The following is a 21,907-nucleotide window of genomic DNA, read 5'->3' on the forward strand; positions in this document are numbered from 1 at the left end:
CTGACCAAGTAAACAGGTTTAATTTGAAACAACGCCTATTACCTGATCATTTGGTCAAATATACTCACGGAAGAAATGTTACAACTTGGGGCGATATCCAAAGAAGTGCACACAATAATGGCACTTAAGGTGACATTCTTGTGTACAAGTTTTGACCAACTCATAACCGCACAAGAGCCTTGGCCGCGAGCATACTGTGGCCATACAGAAGAGGAGTTACCTGATGGACAGTTCAATGCGTCGCGGCTCAAGCGAGATGGTGGCCGCCATGCTGATTTCAGGGACTATTGGTTGGTTTGTGCTGGTGTCCGGGCAGCCGGTGCTGGACGTGGTGTTCTGGCGCTGCGTGTTCGGCGCCGGGACGCTGTTGCTGATCTGCGCCGCCATGGGCTTTTTCAAGCCCGGCGTGCTGACCCGCACCACCTTCGTCCTGGCGCTGCTAAGCGGTGTGGCGATCGTCGGCAACTGGGTGCTGCTGTTCGCCTCCTATTCACGCGCTTCCATCGCTATCGGCACCGCCGTATACAACGTACAGCCGTTCATGCTGGTGGGGCTTGCCGCGTTTTTCCTGGGCGAGAAGATCACCACCCCCAAGTTGTTCTGGCTAGGAGTGGCTTTTGCCGGGATGCTGGCCATTGTCAGCGCCCATGGCAGCGAGCAGGGCAGCGGCGACGATTACCTGCTGGGGATTGCCCTGGCGTTGGGCGCGGCGCTGCTGTACGCGGTAGCGGCGCTGATCATCAAGCGCATGGTCGGCACGCCCCCGCACATGATCGCGCTGGTCCAGGTGACTACCGGGATCCTGCTGCTCGCGCCTTGGGCCGACGTCGGCGGGCTGCCTGTCGAGGCGCCGGCGCTGGCCAGCCTGATCACCCTGGGCGTGGTGCACACCGGGGTGATGTACGTGCTGCTCTACAGCGCCATCCAGCGTTTGCCGACAGCGCTGACCGGCGCGCTGTCGTTCATCTATCCGATTGCCGCGATCCTGGTCGACTGGATCGCCTTCGGTCATCGCCTGCAACTGCTGCAGTGGGTCGGTGTGGCGGCGATCCTCCTGGCAGCGGCGGGCATGCAGCAAGGCTGGTGGTTGCGATCGGCCTCCAGGCGGGCTTCGATCAAGACCGAGTAAGGCCAGCGGCGCAGAAGGGGGTAGAATGCCCCCCTTTTCGTTTCTGCGACCCTGCCATGACTTCCGTGATCGACACCCTGGAGCAGCATTTGCTTGCCGCCCTCGACCCCGCTCCGAGCGAAACCCGCCGTTTGTTCCACGGGCGTGGCCGTTGCTGGCCTGGGCTGGAACAGATCACTGTCGACTGGCTACAAGGTGTGTTGCTGGTGGCGCTGTTCCGCGAGCTACCTGAGGGCCAACTGGCCGAACTGGAAAGCATGCTGCGCAGGCTGGCGGCAGGCCCCCGCTGGACCGGCCAGGCCATCATCATCCAGCACCGCTACCTGCCCGACAGCCCCGGCCACTGGCTGCTGGGCGAACCGAGTCAGCACCGGATCATCGACGAGGACGGCCTTCGCTACCAGCTGGACCTGGGCCTGAAGCAGAACAGCGGATTGTTTCTCGACATGCGCCATGGCCGGCGCTGGGTGCGCGAGCAGGCGGCTGGCAAGCGGGTGCTCAACCTGTTCGCCTATACTTGCGGTTTTTCGGTGGCGGCAATCGCTGGCGGCGCCGAGCAGGTGGTGAACCTGGACATGGCCAAGGCAGCGCTGAACCGCGGGCGGGACAATCATCGGCTCAATGGGCACGACCTGGGGCAGGTCGCGTTTCTCGGGCATGAGCTGTTCAAGTCCTGGGGCAAGGTGCGCAAGTATGGCCCGTACGACCTGATCATCATCGACCCGCCGACCTTCCAGAAGGGCAGCTTTGCGCTGACCCAGGATTACGCCAAGATCCTGCGCCGCTTGCCGGAACTCTTGACGGCAGGTGGAACAGTGCTGGCGTGCGTGAACGATCCCGCGATCGGGCCGGAGTTCCTGATCCAGGGCATGGCCGAGCAGGCCCCGGAGCTTGGGTTCGTCGAGCGCCTGGAGAACCCGCCGGAGTTCCCGGATGCGGACCCGGCGGGCGGCCTCAAGGCCTTGGTGTTCAGGCTGTCTCACCCCGCAACGCCGGCGCCATTGGATACAGCTGCGCGAAGCTGACGTTGTCGGTCTGGTCGACCTTCTTCTTCAGCCGCTCGTTGAAGGCGCGGCTCACGGCATATTGCCCGCCGGAAATCGTGCGGAACTGCGCGGTCAGCACAAACCCGTTGAGGTCCATGCGGTCAACGCCGAACACCTGCAGGGGCCCCTGCAGGTTGATGCGCAGCAGCGGGTCTTCGCTGATCGACTGGCCCACTTCGTGGATCAGCCCCAAGGATGCATCGACGTCACTGTCGTAGGTGAACTGCACCGAGAAGAACGCATAGGCGAACTGCCGCGACTGGTTGGTGACTGCCTTGATCTGGCCGAATGGCACCGAGTGCACGAAGCCCTTGCCGTCGCGCAGCCGCAGGGTGCGGATGGTCAGGCTTTCGACGGTGCCGGCGTGGCCAGAGTCGAGCACCACCCAGTCGCCGATGGCGATGGTGTCTTCGATGAGGATGAACAGGCCGGTGATCACGTCCTGCACCAGTTGCTGGGAGCCGAAGCCGATCGCCAGGCCCACCACACCCGCACCGGCGAGCAGCGGGGCGACGTTGATGCCCAGGTTGGCCATGGTGGTGATGGTGCAGATCACGACCAGGATGATCTTGATCGCGTTGCGCAGCATCGGCAGGATCGTGCGCACCCGGGTACTCGGCTGGCGCGAACTGCGCCGGCCGACTGCGGGCTTGAGAGCTTCCTGGATAGCGGTGTCGAGCACTACCCAGAGCAGCCAGGTCACCAGCAGGATCAGGCCGATGCTGCTGAGCGAGTCACTGATCGCCCGCCCCAAGGTGTTGCGCATGGCGAAATCGATGATCGAGAAGCCCCAGATCCGCCCGAGCAATTCGATGAAAGCCACGGCCATGATGATCCGCAGCAACGCGTGGGCAAGACTGCGCAGCAGTTCCTTGTAAGGCTGCAAGCGCGGAGCGGGGGCGTTGGCCCGTGGGGCGAACAGGTGCTGGAGCAGGGTGCTGAGGAATACCGTGCCGACCAGCAATACCGTGGTCAGCAGAGCGTTTTGCAGGGCCCGCTGGCTTTCCTCGCCCGCGCCGATCAAGTGAATCGCCGACACCAGGATCATCAGCAGGATCGGCAGGTACCAGAGCGTCGAGAAGATCCGCAGCGTTTCTTGCAGGGCGCGGTGCTGCACGCGGTCTTCGTACGGACGGTTACGGATGAGATGCGCGACCGGGCGGCGCAGGCGGATGACCAGTGTGGCGAACACAAGCGTCGCCAGCAGGCCGGTTATCACGGCGATGCTGCTGGTGATGTTGCCGCCCAGTTGGCGGGCGATCTGCGGGCTGGTCAGCGCGTCGCTCCAGGCGGCGAGAAAACCGATCATGAACAGCGGGCGCGGGGCGAGGCGGCGGATCGCGGCGACCGCGGCACGCTTGTGACCGGCGTCGAACAGCGTGATCAGGCACAGGATGATCGAGGTCGAGAACAGGCCGCTGCTGGTGGCATAGGCCAAACTCAGGCCGAGGGCGCGGGCCACCGATGGATCGAGAAAGCGGCTGGCATACAGCGTCAGCGGCAGGGCAGCGAGTGCGGGAAGGGTATAGGGCAGCAGCAGGCCGATCACGCTGCGTACCCGCTTGCGCCGACTGAGTGCCTGGCTGCGCGCGCAACGCCTGAAGACCATGCGGCCGAGCAGGGTCAGGAGCGAGAAGCTTGCGGCCCACGCCATGGTCAGCAGCAGGAAGTCACCGGCCAACGCCAGCGTGTCATTGCCTGAGTGGCGGTTGACCAGGCGCTGCATCTCCTTGGAGGCGCGATCGGACCGCAGGCGCCAGGCGTCGACCAGATGGGCATCGAGGTCCATGTCCTTGGCGGCGCTGTCCAGGCCATCGGCCAGGGCACCCAGGAGGCCGCCTTGGAGCACGGCTTCGGGCTCGGCTGGGGTTTCTTCGGTGGGCGCCGGCTCGGCGGCCAGCAAATGGGTGCTCAGCAGACAGCCGAGCAGGAGCAGGGAAAGGTGACGCAGCACTGGAGTACTCCTAGGGCCGGGCGAGCGGGAAAGGGTTACTCAAGGAACTGATTGGTGAAGCGGCGGGAAAGTTCGATGGATGACAGTAATGTCATGCACGCCGCAGTGGCACTGCGGCGTGCTTCCTCAGGTCACTGACCGCTGTAGATCTGGTCGAACACCCCGCCGTCATTGAAATGGGTCTTCTGCACGGTACGCCAGTCACCGAAGGTCTTTTCCACCGAAAGGAAGTCGACCTTGGGGAATCGGTCGGTGTACTTGGCCAGCACGCTGGCATCGCGTGGGCGCAGGTAGTTGTTGGCGGCGATCTCCTGGGCCTCGGGTGACCACAGGTACTTCAGGTACTCCTCGGCCACGGCACGCGAGCCTTTTTTCTCGACCACCTTGTCGACCACGCTCACCGGTGGCTCCGCCTCGGCGGACACGCTCGGGTACACCACTTCGAACTGGTCGCGGCCAAATTCGCGCGCGATCATCTCGGCTTCGTTCTCGAAAGTCACCAGTACGTCGCCGATCTGGTTGGTCATGAACGTGGTCGTGGCGGCGCGGCCCCCGGTGTCGAGCACCGGCGCCTGCCTGAACAGCTTGCCGACAAAGTCCTTGGCCTTGCTTTCGTCACCGCCGTTCTTGAGCACATAGCCCCACGCCGATAGATAGGTGTAGCGGCCGTTACCCGAGGTCTTGGGGTTGGGCACGATCACCTGCACGCCGTCCTTGAGCAGGTCGGGCCAGTCCTTCAGCGCCTTGGGGTTGCCCTTGCGCACGATGAACACGGTGGCCGAGGTGAACGGCGCGCTGTTGTTCGGCAGGCGGGTGACCCAGTTTTCCGGCACCAGCTTGCCATGGTCGCTCAGGGCATTGATGTCGGTGGCCATGTTCATGGTGATGACATCGGCCGGCAGGCCATCGATCACCGACCGCGCCTGTTTGCTCGATCCGCCGAAGGACATCTGCACCGTGACCTTTTCCTTGTGCTCGGCCTCCCAGTGTTTCTGGAACGCCGGGTTGTAGTCCTTGTAGAAATCGCGCATCACGTCGTAGGAAACGTTTAACAGTGTGGGCGCAGCCTGGGCCAGGTTGCCCAGGGCAAGACCTGCGGCCAGCAGCGAGGCGGTAAACAGTTTTTTCACGACGCGTTCCTTGTTCTGACGGGGGTTGACGGCACTTTGCCAGCGACTATAGCCGTTCGTTCGCAGCCGTTTAAAGAACAAAAAACACTTTGTTTATTCCCGTTTCTGGAACAGCGCGCTGCCGCAGCGCGAGCAGAACGCGGCATCGTGTTCATGGGCCTTCTTGTGGCAGCTGGGGCAGTCATGCTGAAGCTGCTCGCCACGCATGGCGTTGGCCAGTTCCGCAGTGAAGATCCCGGTGGGCACGGCGATGATCGAGTAGCCGGTGATCATCACCAGCGATGACAGCACCTGTCCCACGGGCGTGATCGGCACGATGTCGCCAAAGCCTACGGTGGTCAGGGTGACGATGGCCCAGTAGATGCCCTTGGGGATACTGGTGAAGCCGTGTTCCGGGCCCTCGACCACATACATCAAGGTGCCGAACACCGTTACCAGGGTCGACACGCTGACCAGGAACACGATGATCTTCTGCTTGCTGCCGCGCAGCGCCGCCATCAGGTAGTTGGCTTGCTTGAGGTAGGGGCTGAGCTTGAGCACGCGGAAAATCCGCAGCATGCGGATCACCCGGACGATCAGCAGGTATTGGGCGTCACTGTTGTACAGCGCGATGATCCCCGGCACGATCGCCAGCAAGTCGACCAGGCCGTAAAAGCTGAAGGCATACCGCAGGGGCTTGGGCGAGCAGTACAGGCGGGCCAGGTATTCCGTCAGGAAGATCGCCGTGAAGCCCCACTCCATGCCGGCAAGCACGTTGCCATAGTTGCGGTGCACCTCGTTGATGCTGTCGAGGATCACCGTCACCAGGCTGGCGAGGATGATCAGTAGCAGGATCTTGTCGAAGCGCCGGCCAGCGGTGGTGTCGGATTGGAAGACGATAACGAAAAGGCGCTCGCGCCAGGTTTGCGGGGTGGGCATGTGATATCCGGGTCGTAATGCGATCGCGGGAAGACTGAACCCTGCGGATCATCTGTGCAAGCGCGGGCAAAGCCTGTGCTCCCTGGCAAGTGCGCCAGTTCTCATGATCAGCACACCCTCTCAGTATGGTTGTCTCCATTACTGCAACAGCAGGGGGCTATATGACCGGTCAATTCCGACCCGGAAAATACACGCAGCATTTCTACCAGGGTAATAGATGGATCAGCGAGACGGGCTGGCGCACCGTTCGGGCACTTGACGCGCAAGGCAAGACAATGGCTGTGCGGATCGATGCAATGCATATGCTGCAGACTGATGAGGGCGGGTCGGTTCTGGGCGAGCAGGCAGCCCAGTTTTCTCCAGCGGGGTATTCCGTCTATGGCTACTCAAGGTCAGGCGCGCTGGCAGGACCCTTGGGTTTCAATGGTCACTGGCTGGATCCGGCGCTGGATGCCTACCTGCTAGGCAATGGTCATCGGCTGTACTGCCCGACGCTGATGCGTTTCAAGGCGCCGGATGGGCAGAGCCCTTTTGGCGAGGGGGGCTTGAATGCCTACGCCTATTGTTCTGGAGATCCTGTGAACAGGGTCGATCCCTCTGGTCGTGTGAATATCTTCAAGAGGAGTAGTCAGAAAACGGGGCTGACTGCGTTCATGAAAAAAAACAATGTACCGAAGAAGGATGTAAAACCTTACCTCGATTTGCTCAAGTCGAAGCAAAGAGAAAGTCCCATTGAGATCTACAGACTTGAGGGTCACCAGGCAAAGCAGTTCACGTTTCAGTCTAAAGACGGAGGGCTGTCATTTTTCGAGAATTCTCACCTGGTGGAGTATTACGATCTGAAAGGAGAGTTTTTCAAAAAGGATGCGCTCTATATAAATTTGAATGTGAAACGGTCCGAAGCGCTGGGGAAGTTTTTATTGGACAGAGGGTACGAGAAACGGACGTTGCCTGAGCCAACTCATGTCCTGATCAATGTTCCGAGCGATCAGATGGGAAATATCCGAGGTCATGTCAACCAAGGATTCTCCTGAGCATTGGTGGCGCTGCTTGTCCAAACCGCACACACCAGCAGGCCAACACAAAAGGCCCAGTCAGCATCGGCACAGGGGCTGACGCCAGCGCCGCCTGGGCAGCGATGGCGATCAACAGCGCAATGCCTGGTAGCGGCAGGCCTCTGCCGCTGAAGGCGATCGCCGCCAGGATGGCGTTGAAACCGTAAAGACCCAACCTGCCTGCGCCAGGCTCATCCAGCAGATAGGCGACTACTACCCCTGTCGTTGAGCTGACCAGCGCCCACCCTGCGGCGTTGCGGTTCGCGACAAACAGACCAAAGAGAATCAATACGCCTGCCAGCGGCTGATCAAGCAGGAATATCTGACCCACTCCCATCACCACGCCATACGCCGGGTGTGTCAGCACCGGTGTGCTGTTGAGCCCGGCCTCCGGTAGCGACAACACCCCCCAGCTGATCAGCACGAACGGCAGGGTATAGGCAGGCAGCAGCGTGGCGCCGCGCTTGAGCCACTGGTGCACCAGGATGCTGGAAAGCCCGCCGGCAGCGATGATCAGTGGCGGCACGAGCGCCGACCAGGGCAGTGCGTGGCTGATCAGGATGCCGATCAGCACGCCGTTGTAGCTGTACAGGCCGGCCTGGCGGTCGGCGCGGTCATAGCCGCGGCGCTGGGCGGTGAGCAGCCCGGCGAGAGCGCCGAGCAGCGCGCCGCCGACCAGTTGCGGGGCGGTGAGGAGGATGGCGAGCAGGCAGCACAGGCCGCACAGCGGGCTGCGCTGCAGCAGGACCTGGCTGAAGCCGTTGAGCAACGCCGTGGCCCAGTCGGGACACGGGGTGGTGAATGATGTGGTGTGCATGGGGCAGTCAGTGAAGGTGGTTGGAAGCGGTGGGCCTCTTGTGGGCCTCGGTTTTCCGCAATGTTCAGGTGCGCCTCGCCGCGCCGCGGTGCGTGTGCGTGCGTGGGTGTGCGTATGCGCGCACACGCACACGGCGCACACATACGCGCGCACGCACATATGCAAAGAGCGAAGTGCGGTTCTTCAGACCAGTGTTTCGATCCGTAAGGTGTTGGTCGTGCCCGGCTTGCCGAACGGCACGCCGGCAGTGATCAGCAGCGTGTCGCCGCGGCTGGCCATGCCCTGGGCCTGGGCGATCTCTAGCGCGGTGGAGCAGATTTCGTCGACCTGGCGCAGACGGTCGTTGACTACCGAATGCACACCCCAGGCCACGCTCAGGCGCCGCGCAGTGGTGAGGTTCGGCGTCAGGTTGAGGATCGGCGCCCTTGGCCGCTCGCGCGCAGCGCGCAAGGTCGAGGCACCCGACTCGCTGTAGTTGACCAGCACGGCTACCGGCAGAATGCCGCTGATGCGCCGGATCGCACAGCTGATAGCGTCCGAGACGGTGGCTTCGGCCTTGGGCCGGCCGACGTCGAGCTGGGCCTGGTAGTCCGGCCCGTTTTCCACCTGGCGGATGATCTTGCTCATCATCTGCACGGCCTCAAGCGGGTAGTCGCCTGACGCGGTCTCGGCCGACAGCATCACCGCATCGGCTCCTTCGGCCACCGCATTGGCCACGTCGGTGACTTCGGCGCGGGTCGGTGCCGGGGAGAAGCGCATCGACTCGAGCATCTGCGTCGCTACCACCACCGGCTTGCCCAGCTGGCGGCACGTGTCGATGATCTGCTTCTGGATCTGCGGCACGCTTTCGGCCGGCACTTCCACGCCCAGGTCTCCACGCGCGACCATGATCGCGTCGGACAGCTCGGCGATCGCCTGCAACTGATCGACCGCGGACGGCTTCTCGATCTTGGCCATCAGGTAGGCTCGGTCCCCGATCAGCGCGCGGGCCTCGGCGATGTCTTCGGGGCGCTGGACGAACGACAACGCGACCCAGTCGACACCAAGCTCCAGGCCGAACGCCAGGTCGCGGCGGTCCTTGGTGGTCAGCGGACTCAGCTCCAGCACTGCCTGGGGCACGTTGACGCCCTTGCGGTCCGACAGCTCACCGCCGGCCAGTACTTCGGTGTCGATGGCGTCGCTGTGCTTGGCGGTCACCCGCAGGCGCAGCTTGCCGTCATCGACCAGCAGGTCCATGCCAGGCTCCAGCGCCGCGATGATTTCAGGATGCGGCAGGTTGACCCGGCGATGGTCGCCAGGGGTGTCGTCCAGATCCAGGCGCAGCGGCTGGCCGCGCAGCAGCTGGACCTTGCCTTCGGCGAAACGGCCGACGCGCAGCTTGGGGCCCTGCAGGTCCATCAGGATGCCCAGCGGCTGGTTCAGCTGGCTCTCTACCTCGCGGATCCACTGGTAGCGCAGGGCGTGGTCGGCATGCTCGCCGTGGCTGAAGTTGAGGCGGAAGATGTTCACCCCGGCCTCGACCAGCTGGCGGATGTCGTCGAGGCCCTTGGTCGCAGGACCGAGGGTGGCAAGGATTTTGACTTTTTTATCAGGCGTCATGATTGCGGAGTCTCAAGAATCAGGATGGCGCGGAAGTCGTTGACGTTGGTACGCGTCGGTTCGGTGACGATCAGCGCATCCAGCGCGGCGAAATAGCCGTAGCCGTTGTTGTTGTCCAGCTCGTCCGAGGCCGACAGGCCCAGCGCCTGGCCACGGGCGTAGCTGTCGGGAGTCATGAAGGCCCCGGCGTTTTCCTCGGAGCCGTCGATGCCATCGGTGTCACCGGCAAGGGCGTGTACGCCCGGCAGGCCCTTGAGGCTCTCGGTCAGGCTCAGCAGGAACTCGGCATTACGCCCGCCACGGCCGTTGCCGCGCACGGTCACGGTGGTCTCGCCGCCAGAAAGAATCACGCACGGCGCCGCCAAGGGCTGGCCGTGCAGGACGATCTGCCGGGCGATACCGGCGTGGACCTTGGCCACCTCTCGCGATTCGCCTTCCAGGTCGCCCAGTATCAGCGGGCTGAAGCCTGCCTGGCGGGCCTTTACCGCGGCGGCTTCCAGCGACTGCTGGGGCCGGGCGATCAACTGGAAGTGGCTGCGCGCCAGGGCGGGATCGTCGGCCTTGACGGTTTCGGAGGCAGGGTTGTTGAGCCAGTCGATGACGGCCTTGGGCGCGTCGATGGCGTAGCGCTTGATGATCGCCAGCGCGTCGGCCGAGGTACTCGGATCGGCCACGGTCGGGCCGGAGGCAATGACCGTGGCCAGGTCGCCGGGCACATCGGAGATGGCGTAGGTGTACACCGTGGCCGGCCAGCAGGCCTTGGCCAGGCGCCCGCCCTTGATCGCCGAGAGGTGCTTGCGCACGCAGTTCATCTCGCCGATGGTGGCGCCGGATCTGAGCAGCGCCTTGTTGATCTGCTGCTTGTCCGCCAGGGTCAGGCCCTCGGCCGGCAGCGCCAGCAGGGCCGAGCCGCCGCCAGAGAGCAGGAAGATCACCCGGTCGCTTTCGCTCAGGTTGCCGACCATTTCCAGCACGCGCCTGGCCACGGCCAGGCCGGCGGCATCGGGGACGGGATGGGCTGCTTCGACCACCTCGATCTTCTGGCAGTTGGCGCCGTGGCCGTAGCGGGTGACCACCAGGCCCGAGACTTCGCCCTGCCAGCATTTCTCGACCACTTCGGCCATGGCTGCGGCCGCCTTGCCGGCGCCGATGACGATGACCCGGCCGGAGCGGTCGGCAGGCAGGTGAGGTTCCAGGACCTGGCAGGGGTGAGCGGCAGCGATGGCTGTGTCGAACAGCTCGCGGAGAATTTTTTGCGGATCGACCGACATGGCAGGCTCCCTTCTTATTGTTCTGCAGGATCGAAAACGCCCCCGGAACTGCCTCCGTGCAGGCCGGACCAGGGGCGGTGTTGCTCGGTGTTTCCCAGACGGTGCGTCCCCTGTGGGAACGGCGTGCGGGCGTTACTCGTCGCGGATCGAGAAGTTGGCCATGTGTTCCAGGCCCTTGATCAGCGCCGAATGGTCCCAGTTGCCGCCGCCCAGGGCGACGCAGGTGCTGAACACTTGCTGGGCGTTGGCGGTGTTGGGCAGGTTGATGCCCAGCTCCTTGGCACCCTGCAGGGCCAGGTTCAGGTCCTTCTGGTGCAGGTTGATGCGGAAGCCCGGATCGAAGGTGCCCTTGATCATGCGCTCGGCGTGCACTTCGAGGATCTTCGAGGAGGCGAAGCCGCCCATCAGCGCTTCACGGACCTTGGCAGGATCGGCGCCGTTCTTCGCCGCGAACAGCAGGGCTTCGCCGACGGCCTGGATGTTCAGGGCGACGATGATCTGGTTGGCCACCTTTGCAGTCTGGCCGTCACCGTTGCCGCCGACGTGGGTGATGTTCTTGCCCATCGCCTGGAACAGCGGCAGCGCACGCTCGAAGGCCTTCGGGCAGCCACCGATCATGATGCTCAGGGTCGCAGCCTTGGCGCCGACTTCACCGCCCGATACCGGGGCGTCGAGGTAGGTGGCGCCGGTCGCCTTGATCTTCTCGGCGAAGGCCTTGGTGGCGGTCGGCGAGATCGAGCTCATGTCGATCACGACCTTGTTCGGGCCCACGCCCTCGGCCACGCCGTTTTCACCGAACAGCACGGCCTCGACCTGTGGCGTGTCCGGGACCATGACGATGATGAACTCGGCTTCCTGGGCGACTTCCTTGGGGTTGGCCAGCGCGACGGCGCCTGCGGCGATCAGGTCGGCAGGGGCGGCGTCGTGATGGGTGGAGACGAACAGGCTGTGACCTGCCTTCTGCAGGTTCTGGGCCATGGGCTTGCCCATGATGCCCGTGCCGATGAAACCGATTTTAGCCATGAGAATGTGCCTCTTTGTATTTGTATATTCAGATGCTCGGATTCGCCCTGAACCCTGTGGGAGCGGGCTTGTCCCGCGAATGCGGCTGATCAGGCAGTGGTGGTGTCGCGGGCGCTTTCGCGGGACAAGCCCGCTCCCACATGGGTCTTGAGCCAGCCCAGGCCGGCTTCGGTCGTGGTCAGCGGCTTGTATTCACAGCCGACCCAGCCCTGGTAACCGATGCGGTCCAGGTGCTCGAACAGGAAGCGATAGTTGATCTCGCCGGTACCTGGCTCGTTGCGGCCGGGGTTGTCGGCCAGCTGGACGTGGTTGATCCGCTTCAGGTTGGTTTCCAGGGTGCGTGCCAGGTCACCTTCCATGATCTGCATGTGATAGATGTCGTACTGCAGGAACAGGTTGTCGCTGCCCACTTCGTCCTGGATCTCCAGCGCCTGCTTCGTGGTGTTCAGGTAGAAGCCCGGGATGTCGCGGGTGTTGATCATTTCCATGACCAGCCTGATCCCGGCAGCCTCGAGCTTGTGCGCCGCGTACTTGAGGTTGTCGACAAAGGTCTGCCGTACGGTGGCGCAATCCTGGCCCTGTGGGCGGATGCCTGCCAGGCAGTTGATCTGGGTGTTGCCCAGTACCTTGGCGTAGGCGATGGCCAGGTCCACGCCGGCACGAAAGTCCTCGACCCGGTCAGGGTGGCAGGCAATGCCGCGTTCACCCTTGGCCCAGTCACCGGCCGGCAGGTTGAACAGCACCTGGGTCAGGCCATTGTCGTCGAGCTGCTGCTTGATCTCGGCCGAACTGAAATCGTACGGGAACAGGTATTCGACACCGCTGAAGCCGGCTTGGGCAGCGGCCTTGAAACGGGCCAGGAAGTCCTGCTCGGTGAACAGCATGGACAGGTTGGCAGCGAAGCGGGGCATGGTTGTCTCCTTCTGTCAGTCGAGCAACGAGATGGCGGTCGGCGCGTCATTGCCAACCAGCGCCAGGTCTTCGAATTCGTTGACGGCGTTGATCTCGGTGCCCATCGAAATGTTGGTCACGCGCTCGAGAATCACCTCGACCACCACCGGCACCCGGAACTCCTCGGCCATTTTCTGGGCCTTGAGCAGGGCAGGGGCGATGTCGCCGGGCTCGAACACACGGATGGCCTTGCAGCCCAGGCCTTCGACCACGGCGACGTGATCGACACCGTAGCCGTTCAGGTCAGGGGAGTTGATGTTCTCGAAAGCCAGTTGAACACAGTAGTCCATCTCGAAACCACGCTGCGACTGGCGGATCAGGCCCAGGTAGGCGTTGTTCACCAGCACGTGCACGTAGGGCAGGTTGAACTGCGCGCCCACCGCCAGTTCTTCGATCATGAACTGGAAGTCATAGTCGCCCGACAGCGCCACGACCTTGCGCTTCGGATCAGCCTTGACCACGCCCAGTGCGGCTGGAATGGTCCAGCCCAGGGGGCCGGCCTGGCCGCAGTTGATCCAGTGGCGCGGCTTGTAGACGTGCAGGAACTGCGCGCCGGCGATCTGCGACAGGCCGATGGTGCTGATGTAGCAAGTGTCCTTGCCGAACACCTGGTTCATCTCCTCGTACACGCGCTGCGGCTTGACCGGCACGTTGTCGAAGTGGGTCTTGCGGTGCAGGCTGGCCTTGCGCTGCTGGCAATCCTCGAGCCAGGCACTGCGGTCCTTGAGCTTGCCGGCAGCTTTCCACTCGCGGGCCACTTCAAGGAACGCATCCAGCGCAAAGCCTGCATCGGAGACGATGCCCAGGTCAGGGGTGAACACACGGCCGATCTGGGTGGGTTCGATGTCCACGTGGATGAACTTGCGCCCTTCGGTGTAGACGTCGACGGAGCCGGTGTGGCGGTTGGCCCAGCGGTTGCCGATACCCAGCACCAGGTCGGACTTGAGCAGGGTGGCGTTGCCGTAGCGGTGCGAAGTCTGCAGGCCGACCATGCCCACCATCTGCGCATGATCATCCGGGATGGTGCCCCAGCCCATCAGGGTCGGGATAACCGGCACGCCGGTCAGCTCGGCGAACTCAACCAGCTTGTCGCTGGCGTCGGCGTTGATGATGCCGCCGCCTGCCACCAGCAGTGGGCGCTCGGCGTCATTGAGCATGGCCAGGGCTTTTTCGGCCTGGACGCGGTTGGCGGCTGGCTTGTGCACCGGCAGCGGCTCGTAGGCGTCGATATCGAATTCGATCTCGGCCATCTGCACGTCGAACGGCAGGTCGATCAGCACGGGGCCCGGACGGCCGGAGCGCATTTCGAAGAAGGCTTTCTGGAAGGCGTAGGGCACCTGGCCCGGTTCGAGCACTGTAGTGGCCCACTTGGTCACCGGCTTGACGATGCTGGTGATGTCTACAGCCTGGAAGTCTTCCTTGTGCAGGCGGGCACGCGGGGCCTGGCCGGTGATGCAGAGAATCGGGATGGAGTCGGCGGCGGCGCTGTACAGGCCCGTGACCATGTCGGTGCCGGCCGGACCCGAGGTGCCGATGCACACGCCGATATTGCCCGCATTGGCACGGGTGTAGCCCTCGGCCATGTGCGAGGCGCCTTCGACGTGACGAGCGAGGACATGATCGATGCCGCCGACTTTCTTGAGGGCCGAGTACAGCGGATTGATGGCAGCCCCTGGAATGCCGAACGCAGTGTCTACGCCTTCACGGCGCATGACCAGAACGGCTGCATCGATTGCTCTCATTTTGCTCATGGGTTGTGCCTCATCGATTTTGTAATTGTATACAACTTGCTCTGTGCCAAAGTGTATTCATGGCTGGTGACTCAGGTCAATCCATTTTCATCGGGGACGCTAGGTTTCGTCGGGAAGCCAGTGAAAACGGCGTTTGGTCTGAACGTGCGCGTTGTTTGCAAAATATTGTATACAAAATTCTTGAGTGTTGTGTTCTATTTGCGTGGTCGGTTTTTCACCTGCCTTTACGGCTGCTCACAACAAGAAGAGGACCTTTGCATGAACGTTCTGAACCTGAAGACCGCTGTACGCCTGGTCGACGCCGCGCTGGACGCGGGCCGCAAGATCAACGCCGCGCCGCTTACGGTGGTGGTGCTCGACAGCGGTGGACACCTGTTGACCGTGCAGCGCGAGGACGGCGCCAGCCTGCTGCGCCCGCAAGTGGCCATGGGCAAGGCCTGGGGCGCCATCGCCCTGGGCAAGGGCTCGCGGCTGTTGGCGCTGGACGCCCAGCAGCGCCCGGCGTTTTTTGCCGCGCTCAATGGCCTGGGCCAGAGCCCGGTGGTGCCGGCGCCGGGTGGCGTGCTGATCCGTGATCAGCAGGGCAAGGTGCTGGGGGCGGTGGGGATCAGTGGGGACACGTCGGATATCGATGAGCAGTGCGCGATCACGGCGATCGAGGAGGTGGGGTTGACGGCGGATGCGGGAGTCGTGGCTTAAGCACCCAGGTTGCCCTGTAGTGGAATAGTCCTCTCGGGTATTCCATTACAGGGGCGTGGTGTCCCTGGATCAGGCGTCCGGCTCGCACCCTTTGAGCACCAGGCGAATGATCGTTTGCGCTGCAGCTTCGTAATCACTGTCATCAAGCTTGTGCTTGCCGGTGATCACCGAGATCTGCCAGTCGAAATCGGCGTAGGTCTGGGTCGCGGCCCAGATGCTGAACATCAGGTGGTGCGGGTCGATCGGGGCGATCTGCTTGCGTTCGATCCAGCGCTGGATGCACTCGATGTTATGACGGGCCTGCTCGTTGAGCTGCTCGACCTGGCTCGGGCTCAGGTGCGGCGCGCCATGCATGATCTCGCTGGCGAATACCTTGGAGGCAAACGGCAGGTCGCGGGAGATGCGGATCTTCGAGCGGATGTAGGCGCTGAGCACCTCGTTGGGTTCGCCGTCGGCACTGAACGGCGTCGACGCCTGCATGATCGGCTCGATGATGCTCTCGAGCACCTCGCGGTAGAGGTTGTCCTTGGACTTGAAGTAGTAATAGACGTTCGGCTTGGGCAGCCCGGCCTTGGCGGCAATATCGCTGGTCTTGGCAGCGGCAAAGCCTTTGTCGGCGAACTCTTCACTGGCCGCGCGCAGGATCAGCTCCTTGTTGCGCTCGCGAATGCTGCTCATGGTAGGGCATTTCCTCATGTCTGGCCGCAGGCAGTGGCCCGGCAGGGGTGATCGCGCATGGTAGCACCGGCCTTGCAACGCGCTCAAGGCAGCGACTTTGGGCTAGACTCAAGGCCCATTACACTTCTGGAAACCCAAGACCATGGCAGGTAGCAGTCTACTGGTGCTGATCGACGACATCGCCACGATTCTCGACGATGTGTCGGTGATGACCAAGGTCGCCGCGAAGAAGACCGCGGGCGTACTCGGCGATGATCTGGCGCTCAACGCCCAGCAGGTCACCGGCGTGCGCGCCGAGCGGGAAATCCCGGTGGTCTGGGCGGTGGCCAAGGGCTCGTTCCTGAACAAGCTGATCCTGGTGCCGGCCGCGCTGTTGATCAGTGCCTTTATCCCTTGGGCCGTGACGCCGCTGCTGATGCTGGGCGGCGCGTTCCTTTGCTACGAGGGATTCGAGAAGCTGGCGCACAAGTTCCTGCACAGCAAGGACGAGGACCAGGCCGGGCACGCGGCGCTGACAGAAGCGGTGGCCGACCCGAGCGTCGACCTGGTGGAATTCGAGAAGACGAAGATCAAGGGCGCGGTGCGCACCGACTTCATCCTTTCGGCCGAGATCATCGCCATCACCCTGGGCACGGTGGCCGATGCGCCGCTGACCCAGCAGATCATCGTGCTGTCGGGTATCGCGATCGTCATGACCATCGGTGTGTATGGGCTGGTGGCCGGTATCGTCAAGCTCGACGACCTGGGTTTGTGGCTGACCCAGAAGGCATCGAGCGCTGCGCAGGCGATCGGTAACGGTATCCTGCGGGCGGCGCCGTACATGATGAAGAGCCTGTCGGTGATCGGCACCGCGGCGATGTTCCTGGTGGGCGGCGGTATCCTGGTGCATGGCATCGCGCCGCTGCACCACGCCATCGAAGCGTTCAGCGAAGGGCGCGGCGGCGCCTTGACCGGGGCGTTGCTCAACGGCGTGGCCGGCGTGATCGCCGGCGCCGCGGTGCTGGCCGTAGTAGCGGTGGCCAGCAAGCTCTGGCGCGCGATGCGCCCCGCGCACTAAAGCTGCCGGGCGCACGCAGTGCCTGCGGGGCGACTTCCAGACGATCAGAACTGCACTTTCACCAGCAGGCTCGCAGTGTTCTGGTCGGTGTCGAAGGCATCGCTGTCCTTGATGCCGTACTTGTTCTTCCAGTAGTCGTATTCGATACCGACATACAGCTGCTTGTCGCCCATCCTCAGCGCCTTGCCCAGGTCGTACTTGATCTGCGGGTTGAAGTGCAGGTTGGCCTGGTAGGTGCCGCGGCGGTTCTTGTCGTTGTCGACCACCCAGTCCATGAAGCCGTCGATGAGAATGTCGGAAGAGCCCACGGGGATGGTGTAGGACCAGGCCGGGGTGATCTGCCAGACGTTATCGCCCGCACGGTCGCCGTCGGTGGTGCGCTGGTAGAAGTTGAGCTGGAAGTAGTCGAAGCCCGGGACGTCCAGGTCAAAGCCAGGGCCGATCAGGTAGGCCTCCGTGTCGCCTTCGCCGAACTCGTAGGTCATGGCCAGCAGCACGTCCTTGACCGGCCCGAACGCGAGCTTCTGGTCGAAGATCTTGCCGAACGACAGGCGCGGGCTGATCTCGCCGTAGTAGGTGTTCGGCCCGTTGCCTGAGTCTTTCTTGCCGTTGTAGAAAATCTTGTCGATGAAGATGAAGTTGTCGCCGTACTTCCAGCCGTCGGCATGCTCGAAGGTGAAGGTCTGCTGGATCTCGGGATTTACGGTGAAATCCTTGCCGTAGAGATAGGTGATGCTGTTGCCCTGCCACTGCAGCAGGTCGCCGGCAAGGCTGTTGCCGGTGGCCAGCAGGCCGGCGGCCAGGATCAGGCTGTTGGTGATGCGCATGGGTAGGTCGCTCCCTTGATTGGTTCTGTTGTCAGCGCTCGAAGCGGCGCTGTTGTGTGCTTTGATTTTTGTCTTTTGAGTCAGCTTTTTTCGATTGCCCACAGCTGTTTGGCAAGAGCTGCGCCAACTTTCCGGGTAAGGCACAACCATCCTGCTCGACGTCGTTCTGAACGGATGAAAAACGGTTTTGAGGCTGGCAACAGATTCGCCAACCGCCCGAATTCATTGACTGAGCGGTCAGTAAACATGAGCAGAATCCGTCCTGCCCTGATCGAGGGGGCGCGCAGATTACTGGCTTGCGCGCCGGGCCTCAAGTGCTCCTTCATGAAGCACGTTGCAACAAAGTTGGGCGTTTGGTCAGCTTATTAGAATTGCACCTTGACCAGCGCGCTGGTAGCGCTCTGGTTGCTGTCCACATTGCCGCGGTTGTCGATGCCGTACTTGTCCTTCCAGTAGCTGTATTCCACACCCACGTAGAGTTGCTTGGCGCCCAGGTTCAGGGCCTTGCCCAGGTCGTACTTGACCTGGGGGTTGAACTGCAGGTTGGCGTGGTAGGTGCCGCGGCGGGTCTGGTCGTTGTCGACCACCCAGTCCATGTAGCCGTCGATGAGGATGTCCGAACGGCCCACGGGAATGGTGTAGGAAAACGCCGGGGTGATCTGCCAGACCCGGTCCCCAGGACGGCTGCCCTCGGTATTGCGCTGGTAGATGTTGAGGGTGAAGTAGTTGAAGCCGGGAATCGCCAGGTCAAAGCCCGCGCCGATCAGGTACGCCTCGTTGTCACCTTCGCCAGACTCGTAGGTCATGGCCAGCAACACGTCCTTGATGGGCCCGAACTCGAACTTGCGGTCGAAGATCTTGCCGAACGAGAGCCGTGGGCTGAACTCGCCGTAGTAGGTCGTGCCGCCTTTGTTGCGGTCGGCCTGGCCGTTGTAGAAGATCTTGTCGATGAACAGGAAGTTGTCGCCGTACTTCCATTTGTCGGCATGCTCGAAGGTCACCGTCTGCTGCATCCGCGGGTTGACCTTGAAATCCTTGCCATACAGGTACGTCAGGCTGTTGCCTTGCCATTGCAACCAGTCGCCTGCCATGGCCGGGACGGTGGCCAGCAGGGTACAGCCGAGCAATAAAGTCGGAACGATACGCGTCATGTCGTGATTCCCGGATGACTCAGTGCTGGTGGGCGGCGTCGTTGTGCACGGCGCGCTCGGCCCCACCAAGGATGTTGAACAGCAGGTTCAGTACCAGCGCGCTGACCGTGGCCATGGCGATGCCGCTGTGGGTGATGGGCTCCATCCACTGGGGCATCTGCGCGAAGAACTCCGGACGCACCACCGGGATCAGTCCCATGCCGACGCTCACGGCCACCAGCAGCTGGTTGCGCCGGTCGCCGATGTCCGCTTCCTGGAGAATCTTGATCCCCGTGGCCGCAACCATGCCAAACATGGCGATCGAGGCCCCGCCCAGTACCGCAGGCGGAATGGACGCGATCAGGAAGGCCGCCTTGGGCAACAGGCTCAACACGATCAGCAAGCCGCCCGCTACCACGGTGACGTAGCGGCAACGCACGCCGGTCATCTGCACCAGGCCGATGTTCTGGGCAAAGGAGGAGTGTGTGAACGTGTTGAAGAAACCCGCCACGAACGAGGCGCCGGCATCGCACATCAGGCCCCGGCGCAGCATGCCCGGGGTGACTTCACGGTCGGTGACCTTGCCCAGGGCCAGGAACATGCCCGTCGACTCGACAAAGATGATCACCACCACCAGGCACATCGACAGGATCGGCGCCAGGCTGAACGTCGGCATGCCGAAGTGCAGCGGCGTGACCACCTGCAGCCACGGCGCCTGGTCCAGGCCAGACAGGTCGACCATGCCGATCGAGCCCGCCAGCACGTAGCCCAGGCCCATGCCGATCAGTACCGAGACATTGACCCAGAAGCCACGCATGAACCGGTTGATCAGCAGGATGGTGGCCAGCACCAGGCCAGCCACGGTGAGGTAGATCGGTGAGCCGAAGACAGCCGCCTCTTCGCCGCCTCCGGCCCAGTTGACCGCGACCGGGAACAGCGAGAGCCCGATCGAGGTGATTACCGTGCCGGTGACCAGGGGAGGGAAGAAGCGCACGACCTTTGACATGAAGGGCGCGATCAGCATGCCGAAGAACCCGGCGGCGATGGTCGCCCCGAAGATCCCCTGCAGGCCGACGCCCGGCATGCCGGCCATGGCGACCATGCTGCCGACGGCCGCAAAGCTTGCGCCCATCATCACCGGCATGCGGATACCCACGGCGCCGATGCCGAACGACTGGACGATGGTGGCGACCCCCGCGACCAGCAGGTCGGCGTTGATCAGGAAAGCGACTTCTTCACGGGACAATCCCGCGGCCTGGCCGATGATCAGCGGCACGGCGATCGCGCCTCCGTACATCAGCAATACATGTTGCAGGCCCACCAGGATCAGTTGGAACAGGGACAGCGGCTGTCGTGGGGGCGCGACGGGAATGTACGCCTTGGATGACACGGACATGCAGCACCTCGAGTCTTGTTTTTATTCTCGGATCCAAGCGGCACGCTTCAGGCCGCGGGCTTCAAGAGAGAAGCCTGCGTGCCTGGAGCCTGCAGCTCGATGCTTGCTACGTACTGGATTGCGGCTGCTGTCAGTGGGTAGGGGCGCCCTTGGCGATCCACGCACCGACCATCTCGCGCTCCTGCTGGGTCATCTGGGTGATGTTGCCCAGCGGCATGATCTGGCTGGCAACCGCTTGCGCCTGGATGCGCGCGGCCTGCTGCTGGATCTGCTGCGGGGTGTCGAACATCACGCCACCGGGGGCGGCGCTGAACAGCGGGCTGGTCGGCTGGGCCGAGTGGCACACGGTGCAGCGTTCCTGGATGACGTTGTGGATCTTGTCGAAGCCGGCGTCATCCAGCTTGGCGGTCGCTTCGGCCGGAGCCTCGGCAGGTGCCGCGGGCTGCGCTGGAGCGGCAGCCTGTTCGGCGGCTTTTTCGGCAGCGGTCTTGCCGCCCAGTGCGGTCTCGGGCAGCGGCTGGTACTCGACCTTGGCGGCGGCCTGCTCAGGGGCGGTCGGCAGCGGCTTGGGACCGGTGACGTAGGCCAGGCAGATCATCGCCAGGGCGCCGACGGGCACGGCCCATGCGTACTTGTTGCTGTCGTGGCGGGTGTTGAAGTAGTGACGGATCAATACCGCGGCTACCGCGATCCCGGCCAGGATCAGCCAGTTGTACTGGCTGCCGTAGGTGCTCGGGAAGTGGTTGCTGATCATGATGAACAGCACCGGCAGGGTGAAGTAGTTGTTGTGGCGCGAACGCAGCAGGCCCTTGGCCGGCAGGATCGGATCGGGGGTTTCGTTACGCTCGATCGCGGCCACCAGCTGGCGCTGGGCGGGCATGATGGTGCGGAACACGTTGCCGACCATGATGGTGCCGATGATCGCACCGGTGTGCAGGTAGGCGCCGCGGCCGCTGAACACCAGGCTGAAGCCGAAGCACGCCGCGATGATCAGCACGAACAGCACGCCGCCGAGCAGGACGGGGCGCTTGCCCAGGGGCGAGTCGCAGAGGAAGTCGTAGATGAACCAGGCGGCGACCAGCGAGCCGATGCCGATGGCCACGCCTTCCGGGCCGCTCAGGGTGCTGCCAGGGGCCAGCAGGTAGAGCGTCGGGTTCCAGTAGAACACCAGGCACAGCAGCGCGATGCCCGACATCCAGGTGAAGTAGGCTTCCCATTTGAACCAGTGCAGGTTGTCCGGCATCTTCGGCGGGGCGAGCTTGTATTTCTCCAGGTGGTAGATGCCGCCACCGTGGATCGCCCAGAGGTCACCCGACAAGCCGTCGCGCGGATTGACGCGGTTGAGGTTGTTCTCCAGCCATACGAAATAGAACGACGCGCCGATCCAGGCCACGCCAGTGATCATGTGAACCCAGCGCACGCTCAGGTTCAGCCATTCCAGCAAATGTGCTTCCACAGTCTTTACCTCCACTGGCG

At 63.0% G+C, this 21,907-nt stretch carries 19 protein-coding genes; 5 read left to right on the plus strand and 14 right to left on the minus strand.

Annotated features, from left to right (window positions below; genetic code table 11):
* The first annotated feature begins 223 nt into the window (after positions 1-223).
* Positions 224-1,129, plus strand: coding sequence for a DMT family transporter (locus AC0ZZU_RS19960; protein ID WP_476342971.1), 906 nt, complete (start codon positions 224-226; stop codon positions 1,127-1,129).
* A 56-nt stretch (positions 1,130-1,185) separates the two neighbouring features.
* Positions 1,186-2,154 (plus strand): class I SAM-dependent methyltransferase, encoded by a 969-nt coding sequence (locus tag AC0ZZU_RS19965; protein WP_476342972.1) that lies wholly within the window; start codon positions 1,186-1,188, stop codon positions 2,152-2,154.
* On the opposite strand, the gene AC0ZZU_RS19970 is transcribed toward AC0ZZU_RS19965, so the two are convergent.
* The 3 genes from AC0ZZU_RS19970 to AC0ZZU_RS19980 all read right to left on the minus strand — a co-directional run bounded on the left by AC0ZZU_RS19970 (position 2,099) and on the right by AC0ZZU_RS19980 (position 6,177).
* Positions 2,099-4,129, minus strand: coding sequence for a mechanosensitive ion channel family protein (locus AC0ZZU_RS19970; protein WP_476342973.1), 2,031 nt, complete (start codon positions 4,127-4,129; stop codon positions 2,099-2,101). The two genes, AC0ZZU_RS19965 and AC0ZZU_RS19970, sit on opposite strands and share 56 nt — an antisense overlap.
* Positions 4,130-4,260: 131 nt before the next feature.
* On the minus strand, positions 4,261-5,259 hold the full coding sequence (locus AC0ZZU_RS19975) for a sulfate ABC transporter substrate-binding protein (RefSeq protein WP_476342975.1): 999 nt from the start codon (positions 5,257-5,259) through the stop codon (positions 4,261-4,263).
* A gap of 93 nt (positions 5,260-5,352) precedes the next feature.
* The gene (locus AC0ZZU_RS19980; protein WP_476342977.1) at positions 5,353-6,177 is read right to left on the minus strand and encodes an ion transporter; all 825 of its coding nucleotides are present in this window, start codon (positions 6,175-6,177) and stop codon (positions 5,353-5,355) included.
* A 161-nt stretch (positions 6,178-6,338) separates the two neighbouring features.
* Between AC0ZZU_RS19980 and AC0ZZU_RS19985 the strand changes: the two genes are divergently transcribed.
* Positions 6,339-7,211: an RHS repeat-associated core domain-containing protein gene (locus AC0ZZU_RS19985; protein WP_476342979.1), complete on the plus strand. Its 873-nt coding sequence runs from the start codon at positions 6,339-6,341 to the stop codon at positions 7,209-7,211.
* Here the strand turns inward: AC0ZZU_RS19985 and AC0ZZU_RS19990 are convergent.
* From AC0ZZU_RS19990 to gcl, 6 genes are all read right to left on the minus strand, one after another.
* The gene (locus AC0ZZU_RS19990; protein ID WP_476342981.1) at positions 7,192-8,049 is read right to left on the minus strand and encodes an urea transporter; all 858 of its coding nucleotides are present in this window, start codon (positions 8,047-8,049) and stop codon (positions 7,192-7,194) included. The genes AC0ZZU_RS19985 and AC0ZZU_RS19990 overlap by 20 nt on opposite strands.
* Before the next feature lie 183 nt (positions 8,050-8,232).
* Complete coding sequence (gene pyk / locus AC0ZZU_RS19995; protein WP_476342982.1) at positions 8,233-9,648, minus strand: pyruvate kinase; 1,416 nt, start codon at positions 9,646-9,648, stop codon at positions 8,233-8,235.
* A complete protein-coding gene (locus tag AC0ZZU_RS20000; RefSeq protein WP_476342983.1) occupies positions 9,645-10,919 on the minus strand; it encodes a glycerate kinase type-2 family protein in 1,275 nt (424 codons plus the stop codon). The genes pyk and AC0ZZU_RS20000 overlap by 4 nt, the downstream gene beginning before the upstream one ends.
* Positions 10,920-11,051: 132 nt before the next feature.
* The gene (locus tag AC0ZZU_RS20005) at positions 11,052-11,942 is read right to left on the minus strand and encodes a 2-hydroxy-3-oxopropionate reductase (protein ID WP_476342984.1); all 891 of its coding nucleotides are present in this window, start codon (positions 11,940-11,942) and stop codon (positions 11,052-11,054) included.
* An 89-nt stretch (positions 11,943-12,031) separates the two neighbouring features.
* Complete coding sequence (gene hyi / locus AC0ZZU_RS20010; RefSeq protein ID WP_476342986.1) at positions 12,032-12,853, minus strand: hydroxypyruvate isomerase; 822 nt, start codon at positions 12,851-12,853, stop codon at positions 12,032-12,034.
* A 15-nt stretch (positions 12,854-12,868) separates the two neighbouring features.
* Positions 12,869-14,644, minus strand: a complete 1,776-nt coding sequence (gene gcl / locus AC0ZZU_RS20015; protein WP_476342988.1) for a glyoxylate carboligase — start codon at positions 14,642-14,644, stop codon at positions 12,869-12,871.
* A gap of 258 nt (positions 14,645-14,902) precedes the next feature.
* Between gcl and AC0ZZU_RS20020 the strand changes: the two genes are divergently transcribed.
* Positions 14,903-15,343 carry a GlcG/HbpS family heme-binding protein gene (locus tag AC0ZZU_RS20020; protein WP_476342990.1) on the plus strand — a complete coding sequence of 147 codons (441 nt, stop codon included), beginning with the start codon at positions 14,903-14,905 and terminating at the stop codon, positions 15,341-15,343.
* Between the two features lie 69 nt (positions 15,344-15,412).
* Here the strand turns inward: AC0ZZU_RS20020 and AC0ZZU_RS20025 are convergent, their stop codons facing one another.
* Positions 15,413-16,021 (minus strand): TetR/AcrR family transcriptional regulator, encoded by a 609-nt coding sequence (locus tag AC0ZZU_RS20025; RefSeq protein ID WP_158461645.1) that lies wholly within the window; start codon positions 16,019-16,021, stop codon positions 15,413-15,415.
* Positions 16,022-16,163: 142 nt separating this feature from the next.
* Between AC0ZZU_RS20025 and AC0ZZU_RS20030 the strand changes: the two genes are divergently transcribed.
* Entirely contained in the window at positions 16,164-17,078 is a 915-nt protein-coding gene (locus AC0ZZU_RS20030; RefSeq protein ID WP_476342992.1) for a DUF808 domain-containing protein, read from the plus strand.
* 44 nt (positions 17,079-17,122) lie between these two features.
* Here AC0ZZU_RS20030 and AC0ZZU_RS20035 read toward each other — a convergent pair whose 3' ends face one another.
* The 4 genes from AC0ZZU_RS20035 to AC0ZZU_RS20050 all read right to left on the minus strand — a co-directional run bounded on the left by AC0ZZU_RS20035 (position 17,123) and on the right by AC0ZZU_RS20050 (position 21,887).
* Positions 17,123-17,905, minus strand: coding sequence for an outer membrane protein OmpK (locus AC0ZZU_RS20035; RefSeq protein WP_476342994.1), 783 nt, complete (start codon positions 17,903-17,905; stop codon positions 17,123-17,125).
* Positions 17,906-18,270: 365 nt separating this feature from the next.
* A complete protein-coding gene (locus AC0ZZU_RS20040; RefSeq protein ID WP_476342995.1) occupies positions 18,271-19,056 on the minus strand; it encodes an outer membrane protein OmpK in 786 nt (261 codons plus the stop codon).
* 19 nt (positions 19,057-19,075) lie between these two features.
* Positions 19,076-20,431, minus strand: a complete 1,356-nt coding sequence (locus AC0ZZU_RS20045; RefSeq protein ID WP_476342997.1) for a nucleobase:cation symporter-2 family protein — start codon at positions 20,429-20,431, stop codon at positions 19,076-19,078.
* A 130-nt stretch (positions 20,432-20,561) separates the two neighbouring features.
* Complete coding sequence (locus AC0ZZU_RS20050) at positions 20,562-21,887, minus strand: urate hydroxylase PuuD (RefSeq protein ID WP_476342998.1); 1,326 nt, start codon at positions 21,885-21,887, stop codon at positions 20,562-20,564.
* Between the last annotated feature and the right edge of the window lie 20 nt (positions 21,888-21,907).

It is taken from the genome of Pseudomonas sp. JE3303 (genome assembly GCF_056312565.1).

Coding starts and splice junctions, on each gene's coding strand:
- AC0ZZU_RS19960 (WP_476342971.1), top strand. CDS start 224: ATGGACAGTTCAATGCGTCGCGGCTCAAGCGAGATGGTGGCCGCCATG.
- AC0ZZU_RS19965 (WP_476342972.1), top strand. CDS start 1,186: ATGACTTCCGTGATCGACACCCTGGAGCAGCATTTGCTTGCCGCCCTC.
- AC0ZZU_RS19980 (WP_476342977.1), bottom strand. CDS start 6,177: ATGCCCACCCCGCAAACCTGGCGCGAGCGCCTTTTCGTTATCGTCTTC.
- AC0ZZU_RS19985 (WP_476342979.1), top strand. CDS start 6,339: ATGACCGGTCAATTCCGACCCGGAAAATACACGCAGCATTTCTACCAG.
- AC0ZZU_RS19990 (WP_476342981.1), bottom strand. CDS start 8,049: ATGCACACCACATCATTCACCACCCCGTGTCCCGACTGGGCCACGGCG.
- pyk (WP_476342982.1), bottom strand. CDS start 9,648: ATGACGCCTGATAAAAAAGTCAAAATCCTTGCCACCCTCGGTCCTGCG.
- AC0ZZU_RS20000 (WP_476342983.1), bottom strand. CDS start 10,919: ATGTCGGTCGATCCGCAAAAAATTCTCCGCGAGCTGTTCGACACAGCC.
- AC0ZZU_RS20005 (WP_476342984.1), bottom strand. CDS start 11,942: ATGGCTAAAATCGGTTTCATCGGCACGGGCATCATGGGCAAGCCCATG.
- hyi (WP_476342986.1), bottom strand. CDS start 12,853: ATGCCCCGCTTCGCTGCCAACCTGTCCATGCTGTTCACCGAGCAGGAC.
- gcl (WP_476342988.1), bottom strand. CDS start 14,644: ATGAGCAAAATGAGAGCAATCGATGCAGCCGTTCTGGTCATGCGCCGT.
- AC0ZZU_RS20020 (WP_476342990.1), top strand. CDS start 14,903: ATGAACGTTCTGAACCTGAAGACCGCTGTACGCCTGGTCGACGCCGCG.
- AC0ZZU_RS20025 (WP_158461645.1), bottom strand. CDS start 16,021: ATGAGCAGCATTCGCGAGCGCAACAAGGAGCTGATCCTGCGCGCGGCC.
- AC0ZZU_RS20030 (WP_476342992.1), top strand. CDS start 16,164: ATGGCAGGTAGCAGTCTACTGGTGCTGATCGACGACATCGCCACGATT.
- AC0ZZU_RS20035 (WP_476342994.1), bottom strand. CDS start 17,905: ATGCGCATCACCAACAGCCTGATCCTGGCCGCCGGCCTGCTGGCCACC.
- AC0ZZU_RS20040 (WP_476342995.1), bottom strand. CDS start 19,056: ATGACGCGTATCGTTCCGACTTTATTGCTCGGCTGTACCCTGCTGGCC.
- AC0ZZU_RS20045 (WP_476342997.1), bottom strand. CDS start 20,431: ATGTCCGTGTCATCCAAGGCGTACATTCCCGTCGCGCCCCCACGACAG.